The sequence below is a fragment of the Microcoleus sp. Pol10D4 genome (assembly GCF_036701555.1).
In the GTDB taxonomy this organism is placed as follows: domain Bacteria; phylum Cyanobacteriota; class Cyanobacteriia; order Cyanobacteriales; family Microcoleaceae; genus Microcoleus.
This window is the reverse complement of record NZ_JAUBRA010000010.1, coordinates 1-20,992: the sequence shown is the minus strand read 5'-3', so window position 1 is coordinate 20,992 and position 20,992 is coordinate 1. Positions and strand designations below refer to the sequence as shown.

Here is a 20,992-nt window from a genome sequence, read left to right as displayed (position 1 = left end):
TACTTCATCGGGAGCATGGGAGCGGTTATCCCTCAGTAAGCTTTCACGGTTTAGCCAACCGCGATAACATAATTGCTGCGTTTAAATCTCTGTCCATCGAATGACCACAACTTCCACAGTTATAAGTCCTTTCTTTGAGTGGCATATCTTGGATGTGCCCACAGTTTGAGCAGGTCTTGCTCGACGGGAACCATCGGTCAGCAACGATTATTTCACAACCAAACTTTTTAGCCTTGTACTCTAACTGGCGTTTGAATTCATGGAATCCACAATCAGCTATTACTTGAGCTAGTTTATGATTGGCTAACATCCCGGAAACGTTCAAATTTTCTACTACTATTTTTGCGTGGTTTTTGCATAAGTAAGTAGTGATTTGATGCAGAGTGTTTTTTCTAAGATTTGCTACCTGAGCGTGATGCTTTGCTAATTGAATTTTGGCTTGATATCTATTCTCAGAGCCTTTGACTTTTCTGGCAAGAACTTTTGACAACCTCTTGAGTTTTGCAAGATGTGCTTTGTAGTGTTTTGGGTTCGGAAATACTACGCCAGTTGAAAGTGTAGCTAACTCTTTGACTCCCAAATCAACTCCTACAACATCATGACTTTTGATTGTTGGTTCATACTCTTGTTCGTAAGCGAACGCAATAAACCAACTATCGGCAGTGCGCGAAATGGTAATTGACTTGCAAGTTGTGTGAGGCAATCCCTCATGAGTTTTTACCCAGCCAATTGTCGGCAACTTTATAGATGTACCGCCCACAGGGATAGGCTTACCACTCGCATCAATAGTGAAAGAATCGTGATGCCCCTTCTTCTTGAATTTGGGATAGCCACCTTTTTTCGAGAAGAATCTAGAGAAAGAATCTCCAAGGTTGTCAAACGCATATTGGGTAATTTTTTGGCAAATACCTGCCTCTTTAATCCACGTAAACTCAGGTTTTACGTGGTTGTTAAAGATTTTCTTGAGAAGGTATTTATTTGGCTTCAGTCCATCTTGATAAAGATTACTCCAAGTAGCCACACCCCAATTATAAGTAAACCTTGCTATTCCAGCGTGCTTGCTCATTATTGTGGCTTGACTTTTGCTTAGCTTTAGCTTTGTTTTGATGGATAGAAGCATTGTTCGACCTCAACACTGTATTTCTTGATTGCTCAATTTTGCCAGGTCTTGTACGGGCTTGTCAATAGCATCTTTTAGATTTTCCTTGATCTCTTTGGAGTAATTTCGTAGACCGTATAGACGGCAAGAGAAGCAGTGGATTATCGCCATCAAATCTTCTACTAATTCATGCTGGGGGGACAACGATAATTGATTGGCGACTACAATTTCGCATCCAACCGACGTGGCAAGTTCTTGGATAAATTCAAAAGCAAAGCGACACATTCTGTCTTTGTGTGCAATTACAATTATTGATATTTCACCTTTGAGCATTGACAACATGATTGCTAGAAACTTTTTCCTTTTAAAATTTAGTCCGCCCCCCATTTCTGAAACCCAATCATCGACCGTTAATCCTCGGCCTCAGCAGAAAGCTTCCATTGCCAGCATCTGATTTTTGAGTTCCGGTTTCTGTCCACTGGACGAAACTCGACAGTAAACGACCGTTTTTCGGTTGGCTTCTATGGGCTTCAATCCGTTGGCTATCAAGAGATCGTCTTCGGTGTAGAACCGATGACCTGACAGGGTGCGCTTGGCTGGCAACTTTCCTGAAACGTCCCAACGTTGGAGTGTCTTTACTGATAATCCCAACTTTTTTGCGAAAACGCGCGAGCTTAAACAAAATGGTACACCGCATATTTGTCGACAAGTGTACCATTTTGTCTATTTATTCGCTACCTAGGGGCTAGCTCTTAGTCTAGACTTAGGGTGCTCCGGGCGAGCACCCAGCCTAGACTTAGCAATGCACACCTTAAACAGTGTTCAATTTTCCAGTCAGCCGCTAACTCACTTATGTGTTCTCAACTTAATGATTAGAGTTTTAAATGTAATGTTGCAAATAAAGATTCTGGTGCTAGGATATATAACTGTGATGGAAATGGGTCGATGCCCGAGCGGTTAATGGGGGCGGACTGTAAATCCGCTGGCTACGCCTACGCTAGTTCAAATCTAGCTCGGCCCACCTCAATTTAATAAAAAGTTAAAATTTAAGAATTAAAAATTAATTTTTTAATTGGAGGTTCTTAATTTTTTATGCCCGTGTAACTCAGTGGTAGAGTACCTCCTTGGTAAGGAGGAAGTCACGAGTTCAAATCTCGTCACGGGCTTCCTAATTTATAGTATATCAACCAAGGGTTTCACGCTCATCGTACAGCAAGAAGGTTAGTTTTCGCCTCAACTTTCGTGCTGATGGTTTTCTAATGCGTCCAAAACGACCTCCATATCTGCCTAGCCCGCCCTCGACTTTTTGCGTCTGGCTTTTAACTGATTTAGCAGGTCGGCCTGTTCTGGAAATTCTGCGACTCCCCACAAGAAAACTTATTCTTTGTGGAACAGGCAAGATGCCTGTTCTTGAGAATGGTGAAACATCTCAGTTCCAACTGACTTTAGCTATGAGACAGGGGTTTCACCCCCGGCTGACACTGCCACAAACTGATCACAATATTGTACCCGTATCGAAATCCCGGACTTCTTCAATAAATCGGTAATCTAATCATCCTCATCCAATCCCAGCGGCACAAAATATTGACTGTAAACCACACTATTCGGCTCCCAAAGCGGCCGCCAATAAACATTTTGCATCACCGCTTTCTCCCCATCACCCTCAGCAGGCCACTGAAAACTGACGATCGCAATATTGCTATATCCCACAATCTCATCACCCTCTTGCAGCCAGCGATTGCGCCACAACAGCGATATAAAATTCCATAACCTATGCAGGAATGACAATTGTTTATTTTTATGCGTTCTATCTGACGCAGTTCCCTTTTCTAGCAGCAAAAACACCCGAGCTCTTTGCCGTTTAATCCAGTCAATCCGATAGCCCCAATCAGGCAGAGATTGTCTATTTCTGACAGCAGCCGCCAGAGCCTTCTTTTTGCCACCCCTCGAAATCTTCATTAATTCCAGCGGCTCATTCCATCCCAAACATTCGTGCGATCGCTCAGGAAGCAGCGACTTAATCTTAGTATGAATTAAATGCGTTTTCCACTCCTCATTGATAAAAGCACTAGCCGTCAACTGCGCCAGCACAGAATATTGACAATTTGACCGATAATTATCCCTCGTCAAAGGCTCAATATTTGATCGAGAATCGCCAAAATGACAATCAGACCAATAACTCAGCCGCACAGCAGCAGCATAGTGAATATCGCCGCTCAACACAATCACCCGATCGCGCTGCTTAAAAAACTCCGACAACAGCTTCACAAAAGCCAACTCGTGAAAATTCCACGCATCCCCCGCATCGCTATTAAAAACTTTCCCCTGTTCCACCTCCCGTTTTTGCACCGCATCAATAATCCACAAACCCACCAAATTTGTTGGTACAACTACCAGCGTCGCCTCAATCTCAAACTCCCCTGTTTTATTCAGCAAATCAGTCTCCTTCAAAGGTTTCTGAATTTGCTCTTCAAAACCTTTGTGAGTCAAAAGCATCGGCGGATTGATCGCGCTTTTCACCGGATACCCCCGCCAGTTCCGCGTATCCAGCACAATCACCTCGTGCTTAAAACTTCTCACAATAAAATGCCAATTCAAAACCTCATTTACACCCTCGTCATCTCGATCCAAAATAAAAACATCTTCATCTAATTTCAACTTAGGCAAATGAGTTTTCGGATCGAGTTTTGGAATTCCCAAATACGAAGCCGCCTCCTCCCAAGCAGAAACATCAGTCCCCGCCGAAGCCGACCATTTTTCAGCCGCCTTTAATAATTTATCTCCCGGTTTTTCGCGATCGAACTGTGCGGGCGTATTTCCCCAAGCCTGAAACACAGCGTAAGCCAGCAAAGCATTCTGCACCACCCGCCGGCCCAGTGGCTTTCCCAGCACCCGGTAACACCACTCTCGATTCAAATAAAAATCGTCGCTAACATCATGGTCATCGCAAATCATATAAGTAGGAATATTCGCTAGCGCCCTCCTCACTCTCCACAAATTGCGAGCAAAACCGTCAAGTTCAACAACTTCTCTATCCCAGACTTTTGCCTGCTTAGAATTTGGGCAAATATCCTTACCCTTCGGAAAACTCGTGCACCAGAGTACCGGCGACCAAACTAACAAATACATCGCATAATATTCGCCCAAGCTAAACAAGTGACTTTTAGCATTGTTGGGTTTATTCACCAACATCGCCGTAAAGCCGCCACAATCTCTGGCAATATCGCTGCGAGTCCCCGGCTGTAACTGAATTGGTTTTTTGGACTCATACTCAGTATCAGACGGTTTCTGAATTGGCGACTCTCTAAAAATTTCCCTCTCTTCGCCAACTGCATTTTCGTTTTGCGAATTTTTAGGTATACTGATACACAAATTCTTTTTTATTTGGGCATCATCCATCAGGGGCAGACTTTCTTCCCAGCCCAACAGGGTATCGCCAGCATCCGTCAAAGCCCACAGCATCGCATCGGCCACGTCGTCGCCGTAAATTTGGTCGCCGGTTAAAAACAGTTGGTGGGGCCTGCTATTTGCTGTTCCTGCAAACTGTTCGATCGAATTATCCAAGATTGGCAGCGCATCTCTGCCGTCTCCGTGGGGCTTGCGGCAAGAACCATGAACGATACGCAAATAGTTTAAATCCTGCGGCGGCAAGGCAAAAGTGGGCAACTGGTGAGCGAAATAACTAATCGTCTCCGGCCCCAAAGCCGATAAATCAGGGGCGGCAGGCCACAGGCAAGAAATGAGATTTTCTGTCTCATTTACTGGGACTGCACCCCCGACGTTCGACTCGCTACTCCCAGTAAACTTGATGTCATAAGCATAAATTTCCCCAGATGTCAAGACATTACTGTTAATTGGTTTAGCAGTCACCGCGACTACGTGCAGGTATTTGCCGAGCTGCACGGTAGAGTTCGCACCTTGGAGCAAGGGCCGATCGACAATTTCGCCGGTTCCGCCTTCTGTCGAATAAACCTTGAGTTCGACTTGGCGGGGTGCTTTCAGAGCCAGCCAAACTGTCACGACCTGAGTTTCAGTCCGGCGCAAAATCGGGCCCGCAAGGATAAGTGGCAAATGATGAATTCGATGACTTAATGGCGTCCACGACATAGGATTTAAAAAATAAAAATTAAATAAGAGTGTTCTAGCAATCAGATTTTAGGCGATCAAGCATCTGTCACTCGCTTAATTAATGCTAAGTCTGCCAACCCAAGTCTCCAAAATTGTAACAACTCATTAAGTAAAATTAATAATCATGCTACAAGAAGAACAATTACAACATTTCCGAGATTCAGCCCCGCACTTGTCGGTAATTACATCATCAGAACCCGCTGGACGCCCCAACAGCAGGCCTCTCTACTCGTCACCTTTAGATCGGGCGATCGACCGCCACCCCCTCACCGTGGCTCCAGAAACCCCGATCGCCCAGGTGCTGGCTCTCATGAACCCGATGCGCGTCTCCTGTCAGCTTTGTGGCGAAAAACAAAACGCTGTTGCTAGCGCAGCCAAGCGCAGTTGCGTCTTAATCGTGGAAGATAATCGGCCCATCGGCATTTTTACAGAACGGGATATCGTCAAGCTAACTACCGTAGCAGCTTGTACAGTCGGACTGACAATTGCTGATGTAATGACTCGATCGCCTATTACCCTCAAACAATCCGAGTCTCAAGATATTTTCACAGCTATGTTCACGTTGCGCCAGCACCAGATCCGGCATTTGCCCGTAGTGGACGAGGACGAGCGACTTCTCGGCATCATCACCCGCGAAGCCATTCACGAAGCCCTGCAACCAATTAACTTGCTAACCAATTTGCGCTGTGCAGCCGATGTCATGACGCACCAAGTCATTTCTGCCCCAACAACTGCCTCAGCCCTCGATTTAGCCCAGCTCATGGTCAAGCATCGAGTTAGTTCCGTCGTCATTGTCGAAGAGCCAATTCAGCATCCAGAGCAGCCGATCGCACCAACACAAAATTATCAAATTCCGATCGGCATTGTCACCGAGCGCGACATCGTGCAGTTTCACGCCCTCGAACTCAACCTCTCGGAAATCCCAGCAGCAAGCGCCATGAGTGCGCCTTTATTTTGCATATCTCCCGCCGATTCCCTCTGGAGTGCCCACCAGTCCATGCAGCGGCACTGCGTCCGCCGTTTGGTAGTAGTTGGCAGCCAGGGAGAACTTTTGGGTGTTGTTTCTCAGACAAGTTTGCCGCAAGTTTTTAACCAATCGGAAATGTACGGGACGATCGAGCTGTTGCAACAAGCAGTGGACGATCGAGCCACCCAATTGCAGAAAGCCAACGAACTTTTGCAGCAAGAAATTTTAGAGCGGCAGCGGGCCCAAGAAGCCCTGCGCCAAGCTCACGACGACTTAAAAAAACAAGTTGAAGAACGCACCGCTCAACTTTTAGAATCAAATGAATTGTTGAGACGGGATATTATCAAGCGCCAGAGAGTCGAAGAAGTGCTGCGGCGAAAGCAAACTTGCTTGAAAAATCAAGCGCAGCAATTAGAGCAGACTGTGCGAAAGTTGCAGCAAACTCAAACTCAATTAGTGCAAACCGAAAAAATGTCTTCTTTGGGACAAATGATTGCCGGTATCGCTCACGAAATTAACAATCCGGTTAATTTTATCTACGGCAACCTTTCCCACGCCAGCCACTACATCAAAGAATTGCTCCAACTTTTGGAACTTTACCAGCAGCACTATCCCGAACCAGTCTCGGAAATTCGGGAAGCAGCAGCAGAGATGGAAATCGATTTTTTGGTAGAAGACTTATCTAAGCTAGTGTCTTCTATGCAAGTAGGAACCGAGCGCATCCGCCAAATAGTTGTGTCGATGCGTAATTTTTCGCGATCGGATCAATCTAACGTCAAGCTCGTTGACATTCACGAGGGACTCGAAACCACTTTGTTGATTTTGCAGCACCGACTCAAACCCCACGGCGGACATCCACCTATCGAGATTATTAAAGAATACGGGAATTTGCCCCAAATCGAGTGCTGTGCCGGTCAGATCAATCAGGTGTTCATGAATATTATCGGCAATGCTATTGATGCTTTGGATGAAGAAATCCAGAAAGGGGAATGGGCGACGAGAAATGCGAAAAATTCACCCCCGTCAAATCCTAATTCTCCCTTGACTGTTCCCACTATTACAATTCGTAGTGAAGTTGTTGGCGATGATTTTGTCGCGATCCGCATTTCCGACAACGGGCGGGGCATACCGGAGGAGATTCGCCGCCAATTATTTGACCCGTTTTTTACTACCAAACCAGTCGGCAAGGGCACTGGGTTGGGACTGTCGATTTCTTACCATTTAGTTGTCGAACAGCACGGGGGGCGGCTAGACTGCGTTTCGGAAGCGGGACGGGGCACTGAATTTGCGATCGAGATTCCGATCGTCAGTTGTCATTAGTCAGCAGCCATACGATTTTAGATTTTAGATTTTAGATTTTCGATTGAAGAATTGGAAATGACTGAGGAAGCGCGTGGTTTGGAGCACGGGCCTACAGTTGCATTCTTTTTTTTACTTGTATCAGAGGATTTTAGATTTTAGATTTTAGATTTTAGATTTTAGCTTGAAAAATTGAAGAGTTGGAAATGACTGAGGAAGCGCGTGGTGTGGAGCACGGGCCTACAGTTGCATTCTTTTTTTTACTGGTATCAGTAGTCATTGGGAAGACATGATATTCTCCCCATGCCCCAATCTCCCCATCCACTCTCCCTCTTCCCGACTCACTCCCCCACTCTCCGACTCCCCACCATTTCCTAAAAATTCACAATTTTTTACAAAACACCAGAAACCCCAGCAAAGTCAATCTTTTCCAATCTCAAATCTCAAATCTCAAATCTCAAATCCCATAACTTTGCCCTCCCCTGACCCAACTGATCCGAACTCACTTCGAGTTTGCCTCATCCACTAGCGCCTTTATGACCGTTTCAGTTACCCGCACAAGCCATCAACTGCCTGCATCCTAGCCCCAAAGCCAAAAGCCCAGATTGTTTGAGAAGTTAATTTTTGTTTTATTTTTGTACCTCTTTATATTAAGAAAGTATTCTAAAATAGATAAAAAATATAAAATAATTATAAAACTAGATTTTTATATCAAAAAACCAGTTAAGATTCCCCAAGATGCAAAATAAACAAATTTACTAGCATTTTCATTTAGACGCCCCCTTTCTTTTCATCGCAAGTTAGCTAATAATGCTTTCAACGAGGTGACTAAGGGCAGAGTCCAAAATTGGCCTAACCCAAAGACGGATACAAGCCCCAAACAAAAGTCGTCGAGATCGAAAGTTTGAGTTAGAGAGAAGCCCCAGATTCATCTGTGGAGTCCATTCTTTAATCTCAAATCTGAAATCTCAAATCGACTGACAGTAAGGGAATTGCAATTGGGCTATTGCAATTGGGCGATCGAAAAAAAGCATGAAAACCCAGCCCTCATCGTTTTGATAGAAACCTATAGGAGAACAAAGAGTGAAACTCGCAGTTTACGGAAAAGGTGGAATTGGTAAATCGACAACAAGCTGCAACATCTCCGTTGCCCTAGCCAAGCGCGGCAAGAAAGTTTTGCAAATCGGTTGCGATCCAAAGCACGACAGCACATTTACCCTCACTGGCTTCTTGATCCCCACAATTATTGACACCCTTCAGCAAAAGGACTATCACTACGAAGACGTTTGGCCCGAAGATGTCATCTACAAAGGCTACGGCGGCGTTGACTGTGTAGAAGCAGGTGGCCCTCCCGCAGGAGCTGGCTGCGGTGGCTATGTAGTCGGTGAAACCGTCAAACTCCTCAAAGAACTCAATGCCTTCGACGAATACGACATCATCCTGTTCGACGTGCTCGGTGACGTAGTGTGCGGTGGTTTTGCAGCCCCATTGAACTACGCCGATTACTGCATGATTGTTACCGACAACGGGTTCGACGCTTTATTTGCAGCCAACCGCATCGCCGCCTCAGTCCGCGAAAAAGCCCGCACTCACCCGTTGCGGCTCGCTGGTTTAATTGGCAACCGCACCTCAAAGCGCGATTTGATCGACAAGTACATTGACTCTGTACCGATGCCGGTGCTGGAAGTGCTGCCCCTGATTGAAGACATCCGAGTTTCTCGCGTCAAAGGCAAAACATTGTTTGAGATGGCCGAAAGCGATCCTTCCCTCAACTACGTCTGCGATTACTACCTCAACATCGCTGACCAGATTTTGGCAATGCCCGAAGGAGTAGTGCCCAACGACACGCCCGATCGCGAATTATTCGCCTTACTTTCAGATTTTTATCTAAATCCTGTGCAACCGGTGGTCAAGAAGGAGGAAGATGAGCTAGACCTGATGATGGTTTAATAGGTCTAGCGATCAGGATGAGGATAAAGAGGTTATGGCTTTTTTTGATACTTTTTCAGTTGCTCTCAAACAGAAGTGGTTGGACTACTACCAGGTAAATCGGGCTTGGCTGCTCCTGCACATGACGGCTGACAACACGGTCGCCACACCCGACGGCGGGAAAAGGCCTGTTTCTTACCTCATCCTGGGAATTGCGGCTGCCCTGGAGCCGGAACTCCAGCAATTAATGCTGCCCTTCTCAAAACTCAAGCCGGATGCAGACAGCCTGATCGAAGTGTTGGGACTAAATTTTGACCCGGACCTCGCGCTGGGTATGCCCTCAAATATCGTGCCGCAGACGGCCGGCACATCTCCAAGACCCGCAGCAGCTCAAACTGCCACTGCTGCACCCGCAGCAGCTCAAACTGCCACTGCTGCACCCGCAGCAGCTCAAACTGCCACTGCTGCACCCGCAGCCAAATCTAAGAAATTAGGCGGTGCTGCCTTAGCAGCAGCCGGAGCAGTCGCCGGAGTCGCCGGAGCAGCCGGTCTGGCAGCAGCAGCGTCAGCACTGAGCTCCGACGAGGAGGAATCCTTCGATGAGTTTGGGGAAGAAGCGGTCTCCGACTTCGACCTGGGCGATGAGTTTGGGGAAGAAGCAGTCTCCGACTTCGACCTGGGCGATGATGAGGAAGAAGCAGTCTCCGACTTCGACATGGACGATGACGAGGAAGAAGCGGTCTCCGACTTCGACATGGACGATGACGAGGAAGAAGCAGTCTCCGACTTCGACATGGACGATGACGAGGAAGAAGCCTCGGCTTTGGACGGTCTCGGTCTCGAAGACGATGAGGAAGACGCCGTATCTGACTTCGATATGGGCGACGATGAGGAAGACGCCGTATCTGACTTTGATATGGGCGACGATGAGGAAGACGCCGTATCTGACTTTGATATGGGCGACGATGAGGAAGATGAAGCCTTGGCTTTGGGCGGTCTCGACCTCGGCGATGACGAGGAAGATGAAGCCTCGGCTTTGGGCGGTCTCGACCTCGGCGATGACGAGGAAGATGAAGCCTCACAATTTGGGACTTTGACCTCTGGAGATCTCGAATCGGGGATTTCCGATCCGTTTGGGGAAGAAGATGCAGAGTTTGTCGCCGAAGAAATACCCGATCCTTTTGGGACAGCGACCTCAGATGACCTAGACATGGATCTGGGCGACTTGGATGATGACGGTATTGACGATTTCTCTGTATCTGATGACGATGACCTCGACGATCTCGGACTCGACGATCTGGGGGAAGCAACTACCGGAGATCCCGATGAAGATGATTTAGATGCTCTAGGTCTCGGTGATTTGGATTCCGACGATGAGGATGAAGAAATTTCCGGCTTTTTATCTGATTTTAAGTGAGGTTGTTTCGATCGCCCGCATCTCTTCTAGTCTTGAAGTTTCCCGCTCTATTTGTGAGTTGTGAGTTGCGAGTTGTTAATTTTTAATTAGCTCAAACTCACAACTGCCAAAAGGCTCTTTGCCTTAGCGAGTTGAAGAAAACTAAATCCCTGCTGTGAGGGATTGTATGCCCTCGCGCAGAATTTTTTAGCCAGAATTTGGGATGCTGCGGCTGCTGCGGAAATATAGAGTGGGCTGCATCTATTTTTTACAGGAATTAGCCCAAAAATAGGTATTTCTATTTATTGTTCGCTGTGCGTCGCGATCGCACAAAATAGGTGTTTTCTCGCCACTGCGCCTGTTCGTGATCGAGAGGAAAAACAACCTATTCCTCTCCTGGGCGATCGCACCGAGACGATCGCAAAATCCAGGTGTTTCCTCGCTCCGCCGCAAGTCCTGTTCGAGACGAAAAACAATTTAAAGGGAGAAGATTTGAGATATGACTGCTATTACTACTAATGAACCGGAAGCTTTAAATTTTGAATGCGAAACAGGCAATTATCACACATTTTGTCCGATTAGCTGCGTAGCTTGGCTTTATCAAAAAATTGAAGATAGCTTTTTCTTGGTCATCGGTACCAAGACTTGTGGCTATTTCTTGCAAAATGCAATGGGCGTGATGATTTTTGCTGAGCCTCGCTATGCGATGGCTGAGTTGGAAGAAGGCGATATTTCCGCTCAGTTAAACGATTATGATGAGTTGAAGCGGCTGTGCTTGCAAATTAAGCGCGATCGTAACCCCAGTGTAATTGTCTGGATCGGCACTTGCACCACCGAAATCATCAAAATGGACTTGGAAGGGTTAGCGCCGAAACTCGAAGCAGAAATTGGCATTCCGATCGTCACAGCGCGCGCTAACGGCTTGGATTACGCTTTTACTCAAGGGGAAGATACCGTTTTGGCAGCTATGGCTGCTAAATGTCCTGAGAAAGCGCCCGTGATGGAATCTCAGAAACAAGAACGCAATGCTATCTCTCAACTGCTGAATTTCGGTAAGAAAAAAGAGGAAGTTGCAGCAGATGAATCGGAATATGTCAAGCACACACCGCTGGTACTTTTCGGTTCTTTGCCCGATCCGGTTGTTACTCAGCTAACCTTAGAATTGAAGAAGCAAGGAATCAAAGTTTCTGGTTGGCTTCCTTCCAAGCGCTACACTGAATTGCCTGTCTTGGAAGAAGGTTATTATGTATCTGGCATGAATCCGTTCTTGTCGCGTACTGCTTCTACGTTGATGCGCCGCCGCAAGTGTAAGCTAATTGGTGCGCCATTCCCGATCGGCCCTGACGGAACTCGCGCTTGGATTGAAAAGATTTGCTCTGTTTTGGGAATTGAACCAAAAGGTTTGGACGAACGGGAAGCGCAAATTTGGGCAGGTTTGGAAGATTATCTGCAAATAATTCGCGGCAAATCTGTCTTCTTTATGGGCGACAATTTGCTAGAGATTTCTTTAGCACGTTTCTTGATTCGCTGCGGCATGACTTGCCCGGAAATTGGGATTCCTTACATGGACAAGCGCTATCAGGCGGCCGAGTTGGCTTTGTTAGAAAAGACTTGTCACGAGATGGGAGTTCCTACTCCTCGGATTGTGGAAAAACCAGACAATTACAATCAGTTGCAGCGGATTTACGAGCAGAATATTGACTTGGTGATTACTGGTATGGCTCACGCTAATCCTTTGGAAGCGCGGGGAATTAATACTAAGTGGTCTGTTGAGTTTACTTTTGCTCAAATTCACGGCTTTGGTAATGCGCGGGATATTTTGGAGTTGGTGACTCGTCCGCTGCGCCGGAATAATTCGCTGAAGGATTTGGGTTGGGGTAATTTGGTGAAGAATGAAGCGAAGGTTTAATCGTTTTTAGTAAGAGAGTAGGGTGGGCTTTGCTCACCTTATTTTTTTGGGAACCGCTGATGTAGGCGGATTGACGCAGATGAACGCGGATGAAGAGTGCGATCGTACTTTTCAATCAATTTACAATTACGCCAAATTTTAATAACATTCTAGGCAAATAATCATCCAAATTCTTGATGTGTTCATCTGTTAACTCAATCAGGTTGAGTTCGTACTTCTGATATAGTTCTTGCTTCACTTTCTTACGCGACACATACTCCGGGTTGTTCTCATATCCCCAGTATTCAATATACACCTTTCCCCCAGGAATATAAAAGTCACAGTAAGCTTCTTCCTCTATGGGTAGTCGGCGTTCATAGGCGTGAACTAGCTCCGCCATATAGAGCCAATTATCTATCAAAACTTCAGCTTTAGACCGCACAAAATGACCGTCGGTTGTTCGATGCTGTGCACTCGCCCGAAACTTCTCGCGGAACCCTAGCTTTGTGTTTACTTCTGTTTTGCTTTCTGAATTGTCACCTTTAAGACTCTCAATAGTCGCTAGAAAAACTTCATTTGTCATTATAGATTCTGGCCAAAGCACATAAGGAGTGTTGTCTTGAGGGTAGGTTTTTTGCACCGCCCCAAAACCTATTCCTCGCTTAGTGGCTACCCACCCGTTTCGCTCTTTGTTTACTAATCCTAACTCTGCTAAAATTGGGTTGACTTTGTGCTTTGATATTTCTAGTTTATCGCTGATGCTGGTAGCGGACAGAAGTGAGGGGGAAGAGGATTGTTGGGGTTTAGGTTTGGGCGCTGACAGGGGTTGAGCGTTGTTAGCTTTCCAATGTTCGTAGCATAATTTGTGACCGGGTTTTGAAACTGCTTGATTGCATCCGGCCGCCGTGCAGGTTTCTGCTGAAATGGCAGATAAAGCTTGATTTATGGCTGCTAGCTTGCGGAGCAAAGGATCTAAGGTCATATTAACAGCTTGAGATATATTCAAAAATAGTACCACTTTAATTTCTATGCAGTCAAGAATGAAAAACTGGCGATTCCCTTTGGGGTAGCTTCGCGCGGACTTTTAGCCAACTTTTCCAGAATCTCAGGCCACACGCCCGTAACACAATTCAGGAAGCGTCGCCTATAATCGAAACTAGCCAAACTCTCATCAGTTGCGAAACCGCCATGAGTCAAGACAAGGAAGAAATTAGCTATTCAGAGAAAACAGAACGCCTCAGAGTTATCGGTCAGTTTATCAAAACAGTGACACCGATGATTTGGACGATCGTAATTCTCGTAGTCATCATTCCCCTATTAGGTAACTTTCTAATTTCCCAGTCACTAACAAATACCGGAACCACAGCAGTTGTAGTCTCGCCGCCACACGATTTTAGCAAAGTCAACCAAGACATTAAAAACGCCATCCAAAAATCCCATACAACAGCCGAAACTTTCGCCTCAAAAGAGTTGGACAAATGGGAAAGCGAAGTAATTGCACGAGTAGACAACAGTTTCCTCGATTGGTACTTTGATTACTTCACTCAAAAAAAGATGGAGTTTGCCGTACCTTTTAGCTTCGTGAAATCTGCCCTACTCAACAGATTCGATATGACAGAAGCATCTCGTGCTGTTTCCGAAAAATTAACGGAAGACTTTCAAAGAGAATTTGCTAACCGCGTGCTGGTACCCAAAAACGCTCAACTGCGATTTCAATTAATCACTCAAGATACTGCTAATTTGTATATATCCGAAGTTAGCAAGAATGTGAAAGTAGTTCAAAACAGTTATAATATACCGCAAGTACAGTGGGACAAATATCTGAACGATATTGCCACTACAATTAGTGACAAAGGAAACGTCTCGAATTTATCATTAAAAGTATTAGTTGGCGGCAGCGGCTACTTAATTGCTAAACCATTAATTTTGGGAGTAGCAGCTAAAGTTGGCAGCAAAGTTACGGCAAAAGTTGCCAGCAAAGCCGCAGCCAAGGTAGCCACAAAAACAGGCGGTACAGTTGCTAGTCAGTTGGGAGTAAGTTTAATCGACCCGATTGTTGGCATCGGGATTATCATCTGGGATTTGTGGGATTACAATCACACAGTCAAAGTAGAAAGACCGATTTTGCGGGCACACATTGTAGAATACTTAAAAGATGTCAAAAAGTCGCTGCTCACAAATCCTGAAAGCGGAATCATGGCAGCAATTTATCAGTTGGAAAGTGGTCTTCTTAAGTCACTTTAATTATTTAAATCGTGTCTGAATGATGTGTATAAATCTCCTAAAAGTGGTGATATCCGCTGCAAGAATGAAAAGGGGTAGACCAGTAGTTAGTGCCAGCAGCGGACGCTCCCACTCGCTACATGAGCGCGATCGAATACCCGACTGTGGGCGATCGCGCTCATGTAGCAAAAAAAGAGAAAAAATGAATGTTAAACGAGGCAAAAAAAGAGAGGATGTTGGGACAAAAAGAAGAGTTGCACAACTTTATTGACCCTAAAAAGATATCCCATAATGGACGATAAAAGAAGGTTTTAGACTCATATTACACGGATTGAGTTGTCGCCATTTTTTTTAAATTAGCTGTGGATTATGAGTTGTGGCATTTACAGCAGAAGACTTTAAAAGCTCCGATTGACAGGGTATAGTTCGGGGGGGAGTGCGTTTTACCGATGAAGCTCTACGGCGAGGTTTGTAGGGATTTTCTGAAGTATTTGACGGAGTTGTTTTAGTTCAAAAAGGCATAACTTCTCAGCCGGAAGTTTTGTCGGCTTGGTCGAAATTGCGACAAGAAATCGAACTGTTGATGAAATAGTCGAAAGTCAAGGATCGAGTCGGCAGTTGCGATCGCCCCCTGAGACTAAAATCAAGTAAATTTGCAAGTATTGGTCGATCGACCCCCGTTACTCGACTATATTTGGATTCAAGGTTTGCTATACTCCAGAAATAGACACATATTAACCTTTGGAAAATCAATAGGCCGGAGCTATGACATCCTATGCAACCTCTACAGCAAGAGCCGAGATGAGTGAGATCCGGCGCTTGAAAAACATACTGCCCCCAGAACTCCAAAGTTGGGTAACAGTAGAAAAAACAATAGAAGTTAATCCTACCCTGATCCGCAGCGAAGAAATAGGCAAAGACCAGGTAGAAATCCAAATAGACCTGATCCGCTGGGAACAGCTAGCAATGGATCAGCGTAACCTCCTATTTTGGCACGAAGTCGCCAGAATCCAAAACGACACCATTCCCAGAGACGGTTGGGAAATGGCAGCCCTCGCAATTGGTTTAGGCGGCGCTGTCGGCGAACTTTGGGTGCAAGACGGCTTGCTGCTGTTACTAGCCCTATCCCTGTGCGGCGTCTCCGGCTGGAGACTTTACCAAAAAAACAACGGAGAGAAAAGCTTAAAAGAAGCAGTAGACGCCGACGAAAAAGCCCTCGCCCTGGCAACCCGCTTCGGCTACACTCTCCCAAACGCCTACAAAAGCCTCGGCAGCGCCTTAAAAACATTAATCGAGCAAACTTCCAAAAAACAGCAGCGGGCTAAATACGAAGCTCGTCTCCAGGCCCTCAAACGCAACGCAGCCAAAGCCAAAGCCAAAGTCAAACCCATCACCCGCGAAACCTCCCAGTCAGAAAACGTCTACAATTCTTAACCTCATCCCCCGATGCTTGTTACGGGGGTTTTCCAGTTAACCGTTAACTGTTGACTTCTGTGTTAGCTGTTAACTGTTAACTGCGATGGTTATCCGGTGCGAGAGAGGCACCAAAATTATTAACGACAACATTAATCGGCCTGAATCCACAAAAATCTTGATTCCGATGTCAAAGTTGGGCCGCGACTGCGTTCAAAAATCTTTGCGCCAAAACAGGCACTGGTAGACTCAAGTCTATTTTTGCCTTTGATATCATTCTCGGCGGGCGAGTTTGCAGGCGTTTTTGTAAAGTTTGTATAAAGCTAGCCTTTTGTTAACCATAATATTTGGTAAAGGGGGAGCTGCTAGGACAGAATAGGCTAAAGACATCAGCTTGAAATTTGAAACCAGGACTTCATGGTCAGTCAAACCCCAGAGGCAGATTTTCGGGTAACGTACTCGGACGAAATTCCCTCAGTTCACATACCCGTGCGCTTGAGCGTACTTGAAGCTGTAAACTTCAAGACAACCTGCCAGCAACTTTTTTCGGAAAGCACCACCGTTCCCAGCAAGATTGTCCTAGACTTCAGTCAGACGACATTCATCGACAGTAGCGGGATCGGTGCTTTAGTCAGCAATCTGAAATTTGCCAAACAGCGTGGCAGCGACTTGGTGCTCCAAAGCCTCAAGCCGCAGGTGATGGCAGTATTTGCTCTCACCAGCCTAGATCAAGTGCTGACGATCGAGCAGCCCTCTGCAACCTCAACTCCCACAGAGACCAAGCCCTCGGACAATCAGCTACCGATGACCCACCCCTCAGTGCAATCGTGGGTGAAGCGGCTGATAGACATTGTTGGGGCAATAGTCGGTTTGATAATTACAGGAATTTTGCTCGTACCCATAGCTGCAGCCATCACTATCAACGATCCAGGCCCGATATTTTTCGGTCAAACCCGCTGTGGCTGGATGGGCAGACAATTTCGGATTTGGAAATTTCGATCGATGTGTACCAACGCCGAAGCCATGAAAGCCCAAATCAAAAACCAGGCTTCTGGCGCATTTTTCAAAAATGACAACGACCCGCGGATTACTAAAGTCGGGCGCATCTTACGCAAAACCAGCCTCGATGAACTGCCGCAGTTTTGGAACGTTCTCAAAGGCGAAATGAGTCTAGTCGGCACTAGACCGCCTACTCCAGACGAAGTTGAGCGCTACGAAGTCCCTCAGTGGCAGCGTTTGGATGTCAAACCGGGGATGACAGGGGAATGGCAAGTCAACGGTCGCTCTCAAGTCCGCGATTTTGAAGATGTCATCCGTTTAGATTTAAAATACCAACAAAACTGGAGCCTGGTGTATGACCTCAAACTAATTGTCAAAACTGTAACAGTCCTGTTTAACAAAAATAGTGGCGCTGTGTAGCAACCCTCAACAACCCACCGCTGAACTTTGAGGTGCTGTTGCCAACGGGGGGCGGGAACTCGAAGTTGATACTTAGTCAAGCAGACGATCGCTAACGATAGCTACGTTAGCATTAAGTGTTAAAATTCACACGCCCAGAAAATGCACAGCTAGTTGCCAGCTCTGCAATTAGAGCATTAATAATTAGCAATTAGCCAGTTCGAGGTCATACTCGAATGATCCCAGCATGATTTTCGAGGACGAGAAGAACTAACCTGTGTTTAGAAAAGTAGCGACTGCTAACACGGTCGAAGCTTAAATCACTTCCTCGCAAGCTGACTCGGGAATTTTCCCTATTTAAACGCCCTACCGAGGCGGGTTACAGTATCGGAAGTCTCTCATTTGCTGTGCGAGTAAATGGTGCGAAAGGAATGCTCACCTTGAGGCAAAACGGGCTTCTTCAACTCAAGCTTGACTTAACTAATATGTTGCCAAGACCTTGCCCTCCTTTTTCTCTCCCTCCGGCGCTGAGTACAGCGGTGGTGGGGGCCGACCAGGGGGAAGAAAGATGAAAGACAAGCAACCAAAGGCCGAGCCGCACCTTCAGGTTGAAACAGACCTGAATGCTTTAACATCCGTTTTGGAATGGTTGGAGAATATCGTTTTGCCCCTGCTGCCAGCCGATTTTTGGTGGCAGTGCCGGCTGATAATCAACGAAGGCTTTACAAACGCTGTCCGCCACGCTCACCAGAACTTGCCCTCCACAACGCCCATAGACATTGAGGTAAAAGTGTTTGCCGATTACTTAGAAATTAGGATTTGGGACAGGGGTCAACCCTTCAACTTAGAAGCAAAGCTGCACTCGATTATGCAAGAGCAGCGCGATCCTTTGGACAGAGAAGGAGAAAGGGGACTGGTGTTCATGTACAAGCTCACAGACGACCTTCGGTATATCCGTACCGACGATCGCCGCAACTGCCTGGTAATGCGAAAAAACATTAGCTGAGGGCGCGATACCCGCCCGGTCAGGGCGGCTTCTTTCGCAAGCAGTGGAAGATCCCCTCGCCGCCTATTGTCCTACCCGGAACCCAACCACATCGTCTGCAATTCTGCGGGTGCAGGCTCGATGCACGCGGCTGCAGGACAATTTGCTTCAAAATAAATATTATGCGTATTCTAATTTATTCCTATAACTACTATCCAGAGCCGATCGGCATTGCCCCCCTGATGACAGAACTAGCGCAAGGCTTAGTCAAGCGCGGTCACCAAGTCCGAGTCGTCACAGGAATGCCCAACTATCCGCAGCGCCGGATTTATCCGCAATATGAGGGCAAATTTTACCTCACCGAAGAACACAACGGCGTCACAATTCAGCGCAGCTATCTGCGCGTCAACGGCCCCCACCCCAGCCTCCTAGACCGACTTGTGCTAGACGGCAGTTTTGTCGTCTCCAGCGCCGTCCAAGCCTTCAGAGGCTGGCGTCCCGACGTGATTTTCTCGACAATGCCCCCTTTACCGATTTGCGTCCCAGTCGCTTTTTACGGCTGGATTCGCGCTTGCCCGATCGTCCTCAACGTTCAGGATATCGTCTCAGAAGCAGCCGTGCGCGTCGGCTTGGTCAAAAAAAACGGACTGCTAGTTCGCATTGCTGACGCTTTGGAAAAATTGGCCTACCACACAGCCAGCCAAGTCAGCGTCATCGACAGCGGTTTTGTCAAAAAATTGCATTCTCAGGGAGTACCCCCCGAAAAAATAGTTTGCGTTCCCAATTGGGTGGATGTTAATTTCATTCGGCCCTTACCCAAGGAAAGTAACTCATTTCGAGAAACTCACAAACTCAAGGGCAAATTTGTAGTTCTCTATGCTGGCAATATTGCCCTAACTCAAGGCTTGCAAACAGTTGTCCAAGCAGCGGCTCGTTTGAAACACATAACCGAAATTGCTTTTGTAATTGTGGGGGAATCAACAGCCTTGGCGCGATTGCAACAAGATTGCGAAACTTACAAAGCTAATAATGTAATGCTGCTACCATTTGAACCGCGAGAAAAATTGCCCGAATTGTTAGCTGCTGCTGATGTTAGTTTAGTCGTACAAAAGCGCCGCGTTACTAACTTCAATATGCCTTCAAAAATTCAAGTAATTCTCGCCAGCGGCAGGGCTATTTTGGCGTCGGTTCCCGAAACCGGTACGGCCCAGAAAGCAGTGCAGCAAAGCGGTGGCGGGGTGGTGGTAGCGCCGGAAGATCCGCAGGCTTTGGCTGAGGCTGTTGAGGATTTGTACCTGCACCCTGCCAAGGTGGATGCGTTGGGCGACCAAGGCAGAAATTATGCTGTGGAGAATTACGGATTTGAGGAAGCTTTGAATCATTATGAAGCTTTATTTGCGGCGGTGGCAGCGAGTCATGCTGAGAAAATATTGGCGCCGCTGCCAAAATAAGATAACCGCTTGAAATCGTGCCTACTTAGAGTGCCAAAAGATGTTCCTAGCAGTACAGAAATAAGGTTCGTTAACATCAATACTCCGGACAGTTTTTAAAGAGGAATGCGATCACAATAAAATAGAGAAGTGAAAAAAGTGAGTGCAATCTGAACCCAAAATCAACAGAAAAAAAGGCACTCTTTTAGGTTAAGCTATAAAAACACACAAGCTCAACAGATTGCCTTATGAAGATTATTGAATCGATCTTACAACAAATGCCAGGGATTAGTCAACCCCAAAAGAAGTTTTTAATCACTTTATTTTCAACTATTTTGCTGGTCTATGGTAAGGTCAACTTCACGAATCTCAGTCGTTATAGTTATTTGAGCGAAAAAACCTACCGTCGTCACTTTCTCAAAAGCTTTAATTTTCCACAATTTAATCAATATTTCCTCGAATCTGCCTTAAATCCTGAACACACAGTCATTGCCGTTATCGATTGTTCTTTTTTAAGAAAAAGTGGCAAAAAAACTGACGGTAAGGGTTATTTTTATAATGGTGTAGCGGGGAAATCGGAACAGGGGTTGGAAATTTCTGTAATTTCTATTGTCGAAATTGAGACTCGTTTATCTTATAGTTTAAGTGTACAACAAACTCCATCACGCCCTCAAATAAAGCCTGCGAAAAAGCTGCCCCAAAAACCGAAGAATAGCTGGTCAAAAAAATCTCGCAAAAAACCTGACTTTCAAAGCTCAACGCCTGACATCACAAGAGTTGATGACTATGCACAACATCTAAAGAATACTCGTTGTTACTTCCCAACTTCTGTACGTT

General features: G+C 46.2%; 12 protein-coding genes, 2 tRNA genes and 2 pseudogenes. 12 read left to right on the top strand and 4 right to left on the bottom strand.

The genetic code is table 11. The features are described from left to right. Positions 1 to 43: 43 nt before the first annotated feature. Together QUA36_RS07820 and QUA36_RS07815 are read right to left on the bottom strand one after the other, a co-directional pair. The gene (locus QUA36_RS07820; RefSeq protein ID WP_333456569.1) at positions 44 to 1,120 is read right to left on the bottom strand and encodes an RNA-guided endonuclease TnpB family protein; all 1,077 of its coding nucleotides are present in this window, start codon (positions 1,118 to 1,120) and stop codon (positions 44 to 46) included. 9 nt (positions 1,121 to 1,129) lie between these two features. Continuing rightward, positions 1,130 to 1,798: pseudogene (locus QUA36_RS07815) on the bottom strand (IS607 family transposase). Positions 1,799 to 2,038: 240 nt separating this feature from the next. Here QUA36_RS07815 and QUA36_RS07810 point away from each other — a divergent pair. Continuing rightward, positions 2,039 to 2,120: transfer RNA gene (locus QUA36_RS07810), tRNA-Tyr, on the top strand. Positions 2,121 to 2,193: 73 nt separating this feature from the next. Then, a tRNA-Thr gene (locus tag QUA36_RS07805) sits at positions 2,194 to 2,265 on the top strand. A gap of 382 nt (positions 2,266 to 2,647) precedes the next feature. Here the strand turns inward: QUA36_RS07805 and QUA36_RS07800 are convergent. Next, positions 2,648 to 5,206, bottom strand: a complete 2,559-nt coding sequence (locus QUA36_RS07800) for a PhoD-like phosphatase (protein WP_333456567.1) — start codon at positions 5,204 to 5,206, stop codon at positions 2,648 to 2,650. Between the two features lie 145 nt (positions 5,207 to 5,351). On the opposite strand from QUA36_RS07800, the gene QUA36_RS07795 reads away from it, so the two are divergent. From QUA36_RS07795 to QUA36_RS07780, 4 genes are all read left to right on the top strand, one after another. After that, positions 5,352 to 7,514, top strand: coding sequence for a CBS domain-containing protein (locus QUA36_RS07795; RefSeq protein ID WP_333456565.1), 2,163 nt, complete (start codon positions 5,352 to 5,354; stop codon positions 7,512 to 7,514). Between the two features lie 1,062 nt (positions 7,515 to 8,576). Continuing rightward, on the top strand, positions 8,577 to 9,443 hold the full coding sequence (bchL, locus tag QUA36_RS07790; RefSeq protein ID WP_006634709.1) for a ferredoxin:protochlorophyllide reductase (ATP-dependent) iron-sulfur ATP-binding protein: 867 nt from the start codon (positions 8,577 to 8,579) through the stop codon (positions 9,441 to 9,443). Positions 9,444 to 9,477: 34 nt separating this feature from the next. Further along, positions 9,478 to 10,839 carry a DUF5331 domain-containing protein gene (locus QUA36_RS07785; RefSeq protein ID WP_333456563.1) on the top strand — a complete coding sequence of 454 codons (1,362 nt, stop codon included), beginning with the start codon at positions 9,478 to 9,480 and terminating at the stop codon, positions 10,837 to 10,839. Between the two features lie 478 nt (positions 10,840 to 11,317). Beyond that, positions 11,318 to 12,727, top strand: a complete 1,410-nt coding sequence (locus tag QUA36_RS07780) for a ferredoxin:protochlorophyllide reductase (ATP-dependent) subunit N (protein WP_199292772.1) — start codon at positions 11,318 to 11,320, stop codon at positions 12,725 to 12,727. 115 nt (positions 12,728 to 12,842) lie between these two features. Here the strand turns inward: QUA36_RS07780 and QUA36_RS07775 are convergent, their stop codons facing one another. Beyond that, complete coding sequence (locus tag QUA36_RS07775; RefSeq protein WP_333456561.1) at positions 12,843 to 13,712, bottom strand: hypothetical protein; 870 nt, start codon at positions 13,710 to 13,712, stop codon at positions 12,843 to 12,845. 182 nt (positions 13,713 to 13,894) lie between these two features. Here QUA36_RS07775 and QUA36_RS07770 point away from each other — a divergent pair, with 182 nt between their 5' ends. From QUA36_RS07770 to QUA36_RS07745, 6 genes and pseudogenes are all read left to right on the top strand, one after another. Then, positions 13,895 to 14,950: a hypothetical protein gene (locus QUA36_RS07770; RefSeq protein WP_333456559.1), complete on the top strand. Its 1,056-nt coding sequence runs from the start codon at positions 13,895 to 13,897 to the stop codon at positions 14,948 to 14,950. 744 nt (positions 14,951 to 15,694) lie between these two features. Then, entirely contained in the window at positions 15,695 to 16,363 is a 669-nt protein-coding gene (locus QUA36_RS07765; protein ID WP_015178535.1) for a DUF3318 domain-containing protein, read from the top strand. A 396-nt stretch (positions 16,364 to 16,759) separates the two neighbouring features. Continuing rightward, positions 16,760 to 17,761: a sugar transferase gene (locus QUA36_RS07760; RefSeq protein ID WP_333162515.1), complete on the top strand. Its 1,002-nt coding sequence runs from the start codon at positions 16,760 to 16,762 to the stop codon at positions 17,759 to 17,761. Between the two features lie 547 nt (positions 17,762 to 18,308). Then, the gene (locus tag QUA36_RS07755; protein ID WP_333162512.1) at positions 18,309 to 18,746 is read left to right on the top strand and encodes an ATP-binding protein; all 438 of its coding nucleotides are present in this window, start codon (positions 18,309 to 18,311) and stop codon (positions 18,744 to 18,746) included. A 161-nt stretch (positions 18,747 to 18,907) separates the two neighbouring features. Beyond that, positions 18,908 to 20,176: a WcaI family glycosyltransferase gene (locus tag QUA36_RS07750; protein ID WP_333456557.1), complete on the top strand. Its 1,269-nt coding sequence runs from the start codon at positions 18,908 to 18,910 to the stop codon at positions 20,174 to 20,176. Between the two features lie 227 nt (positions 20,177 to 20,403). Further along, a pseudogene (locus tag QUA36_RS07745) lies at positions 20,404 to 20,992 on the top strand (transposase); the annotation flags it as partial.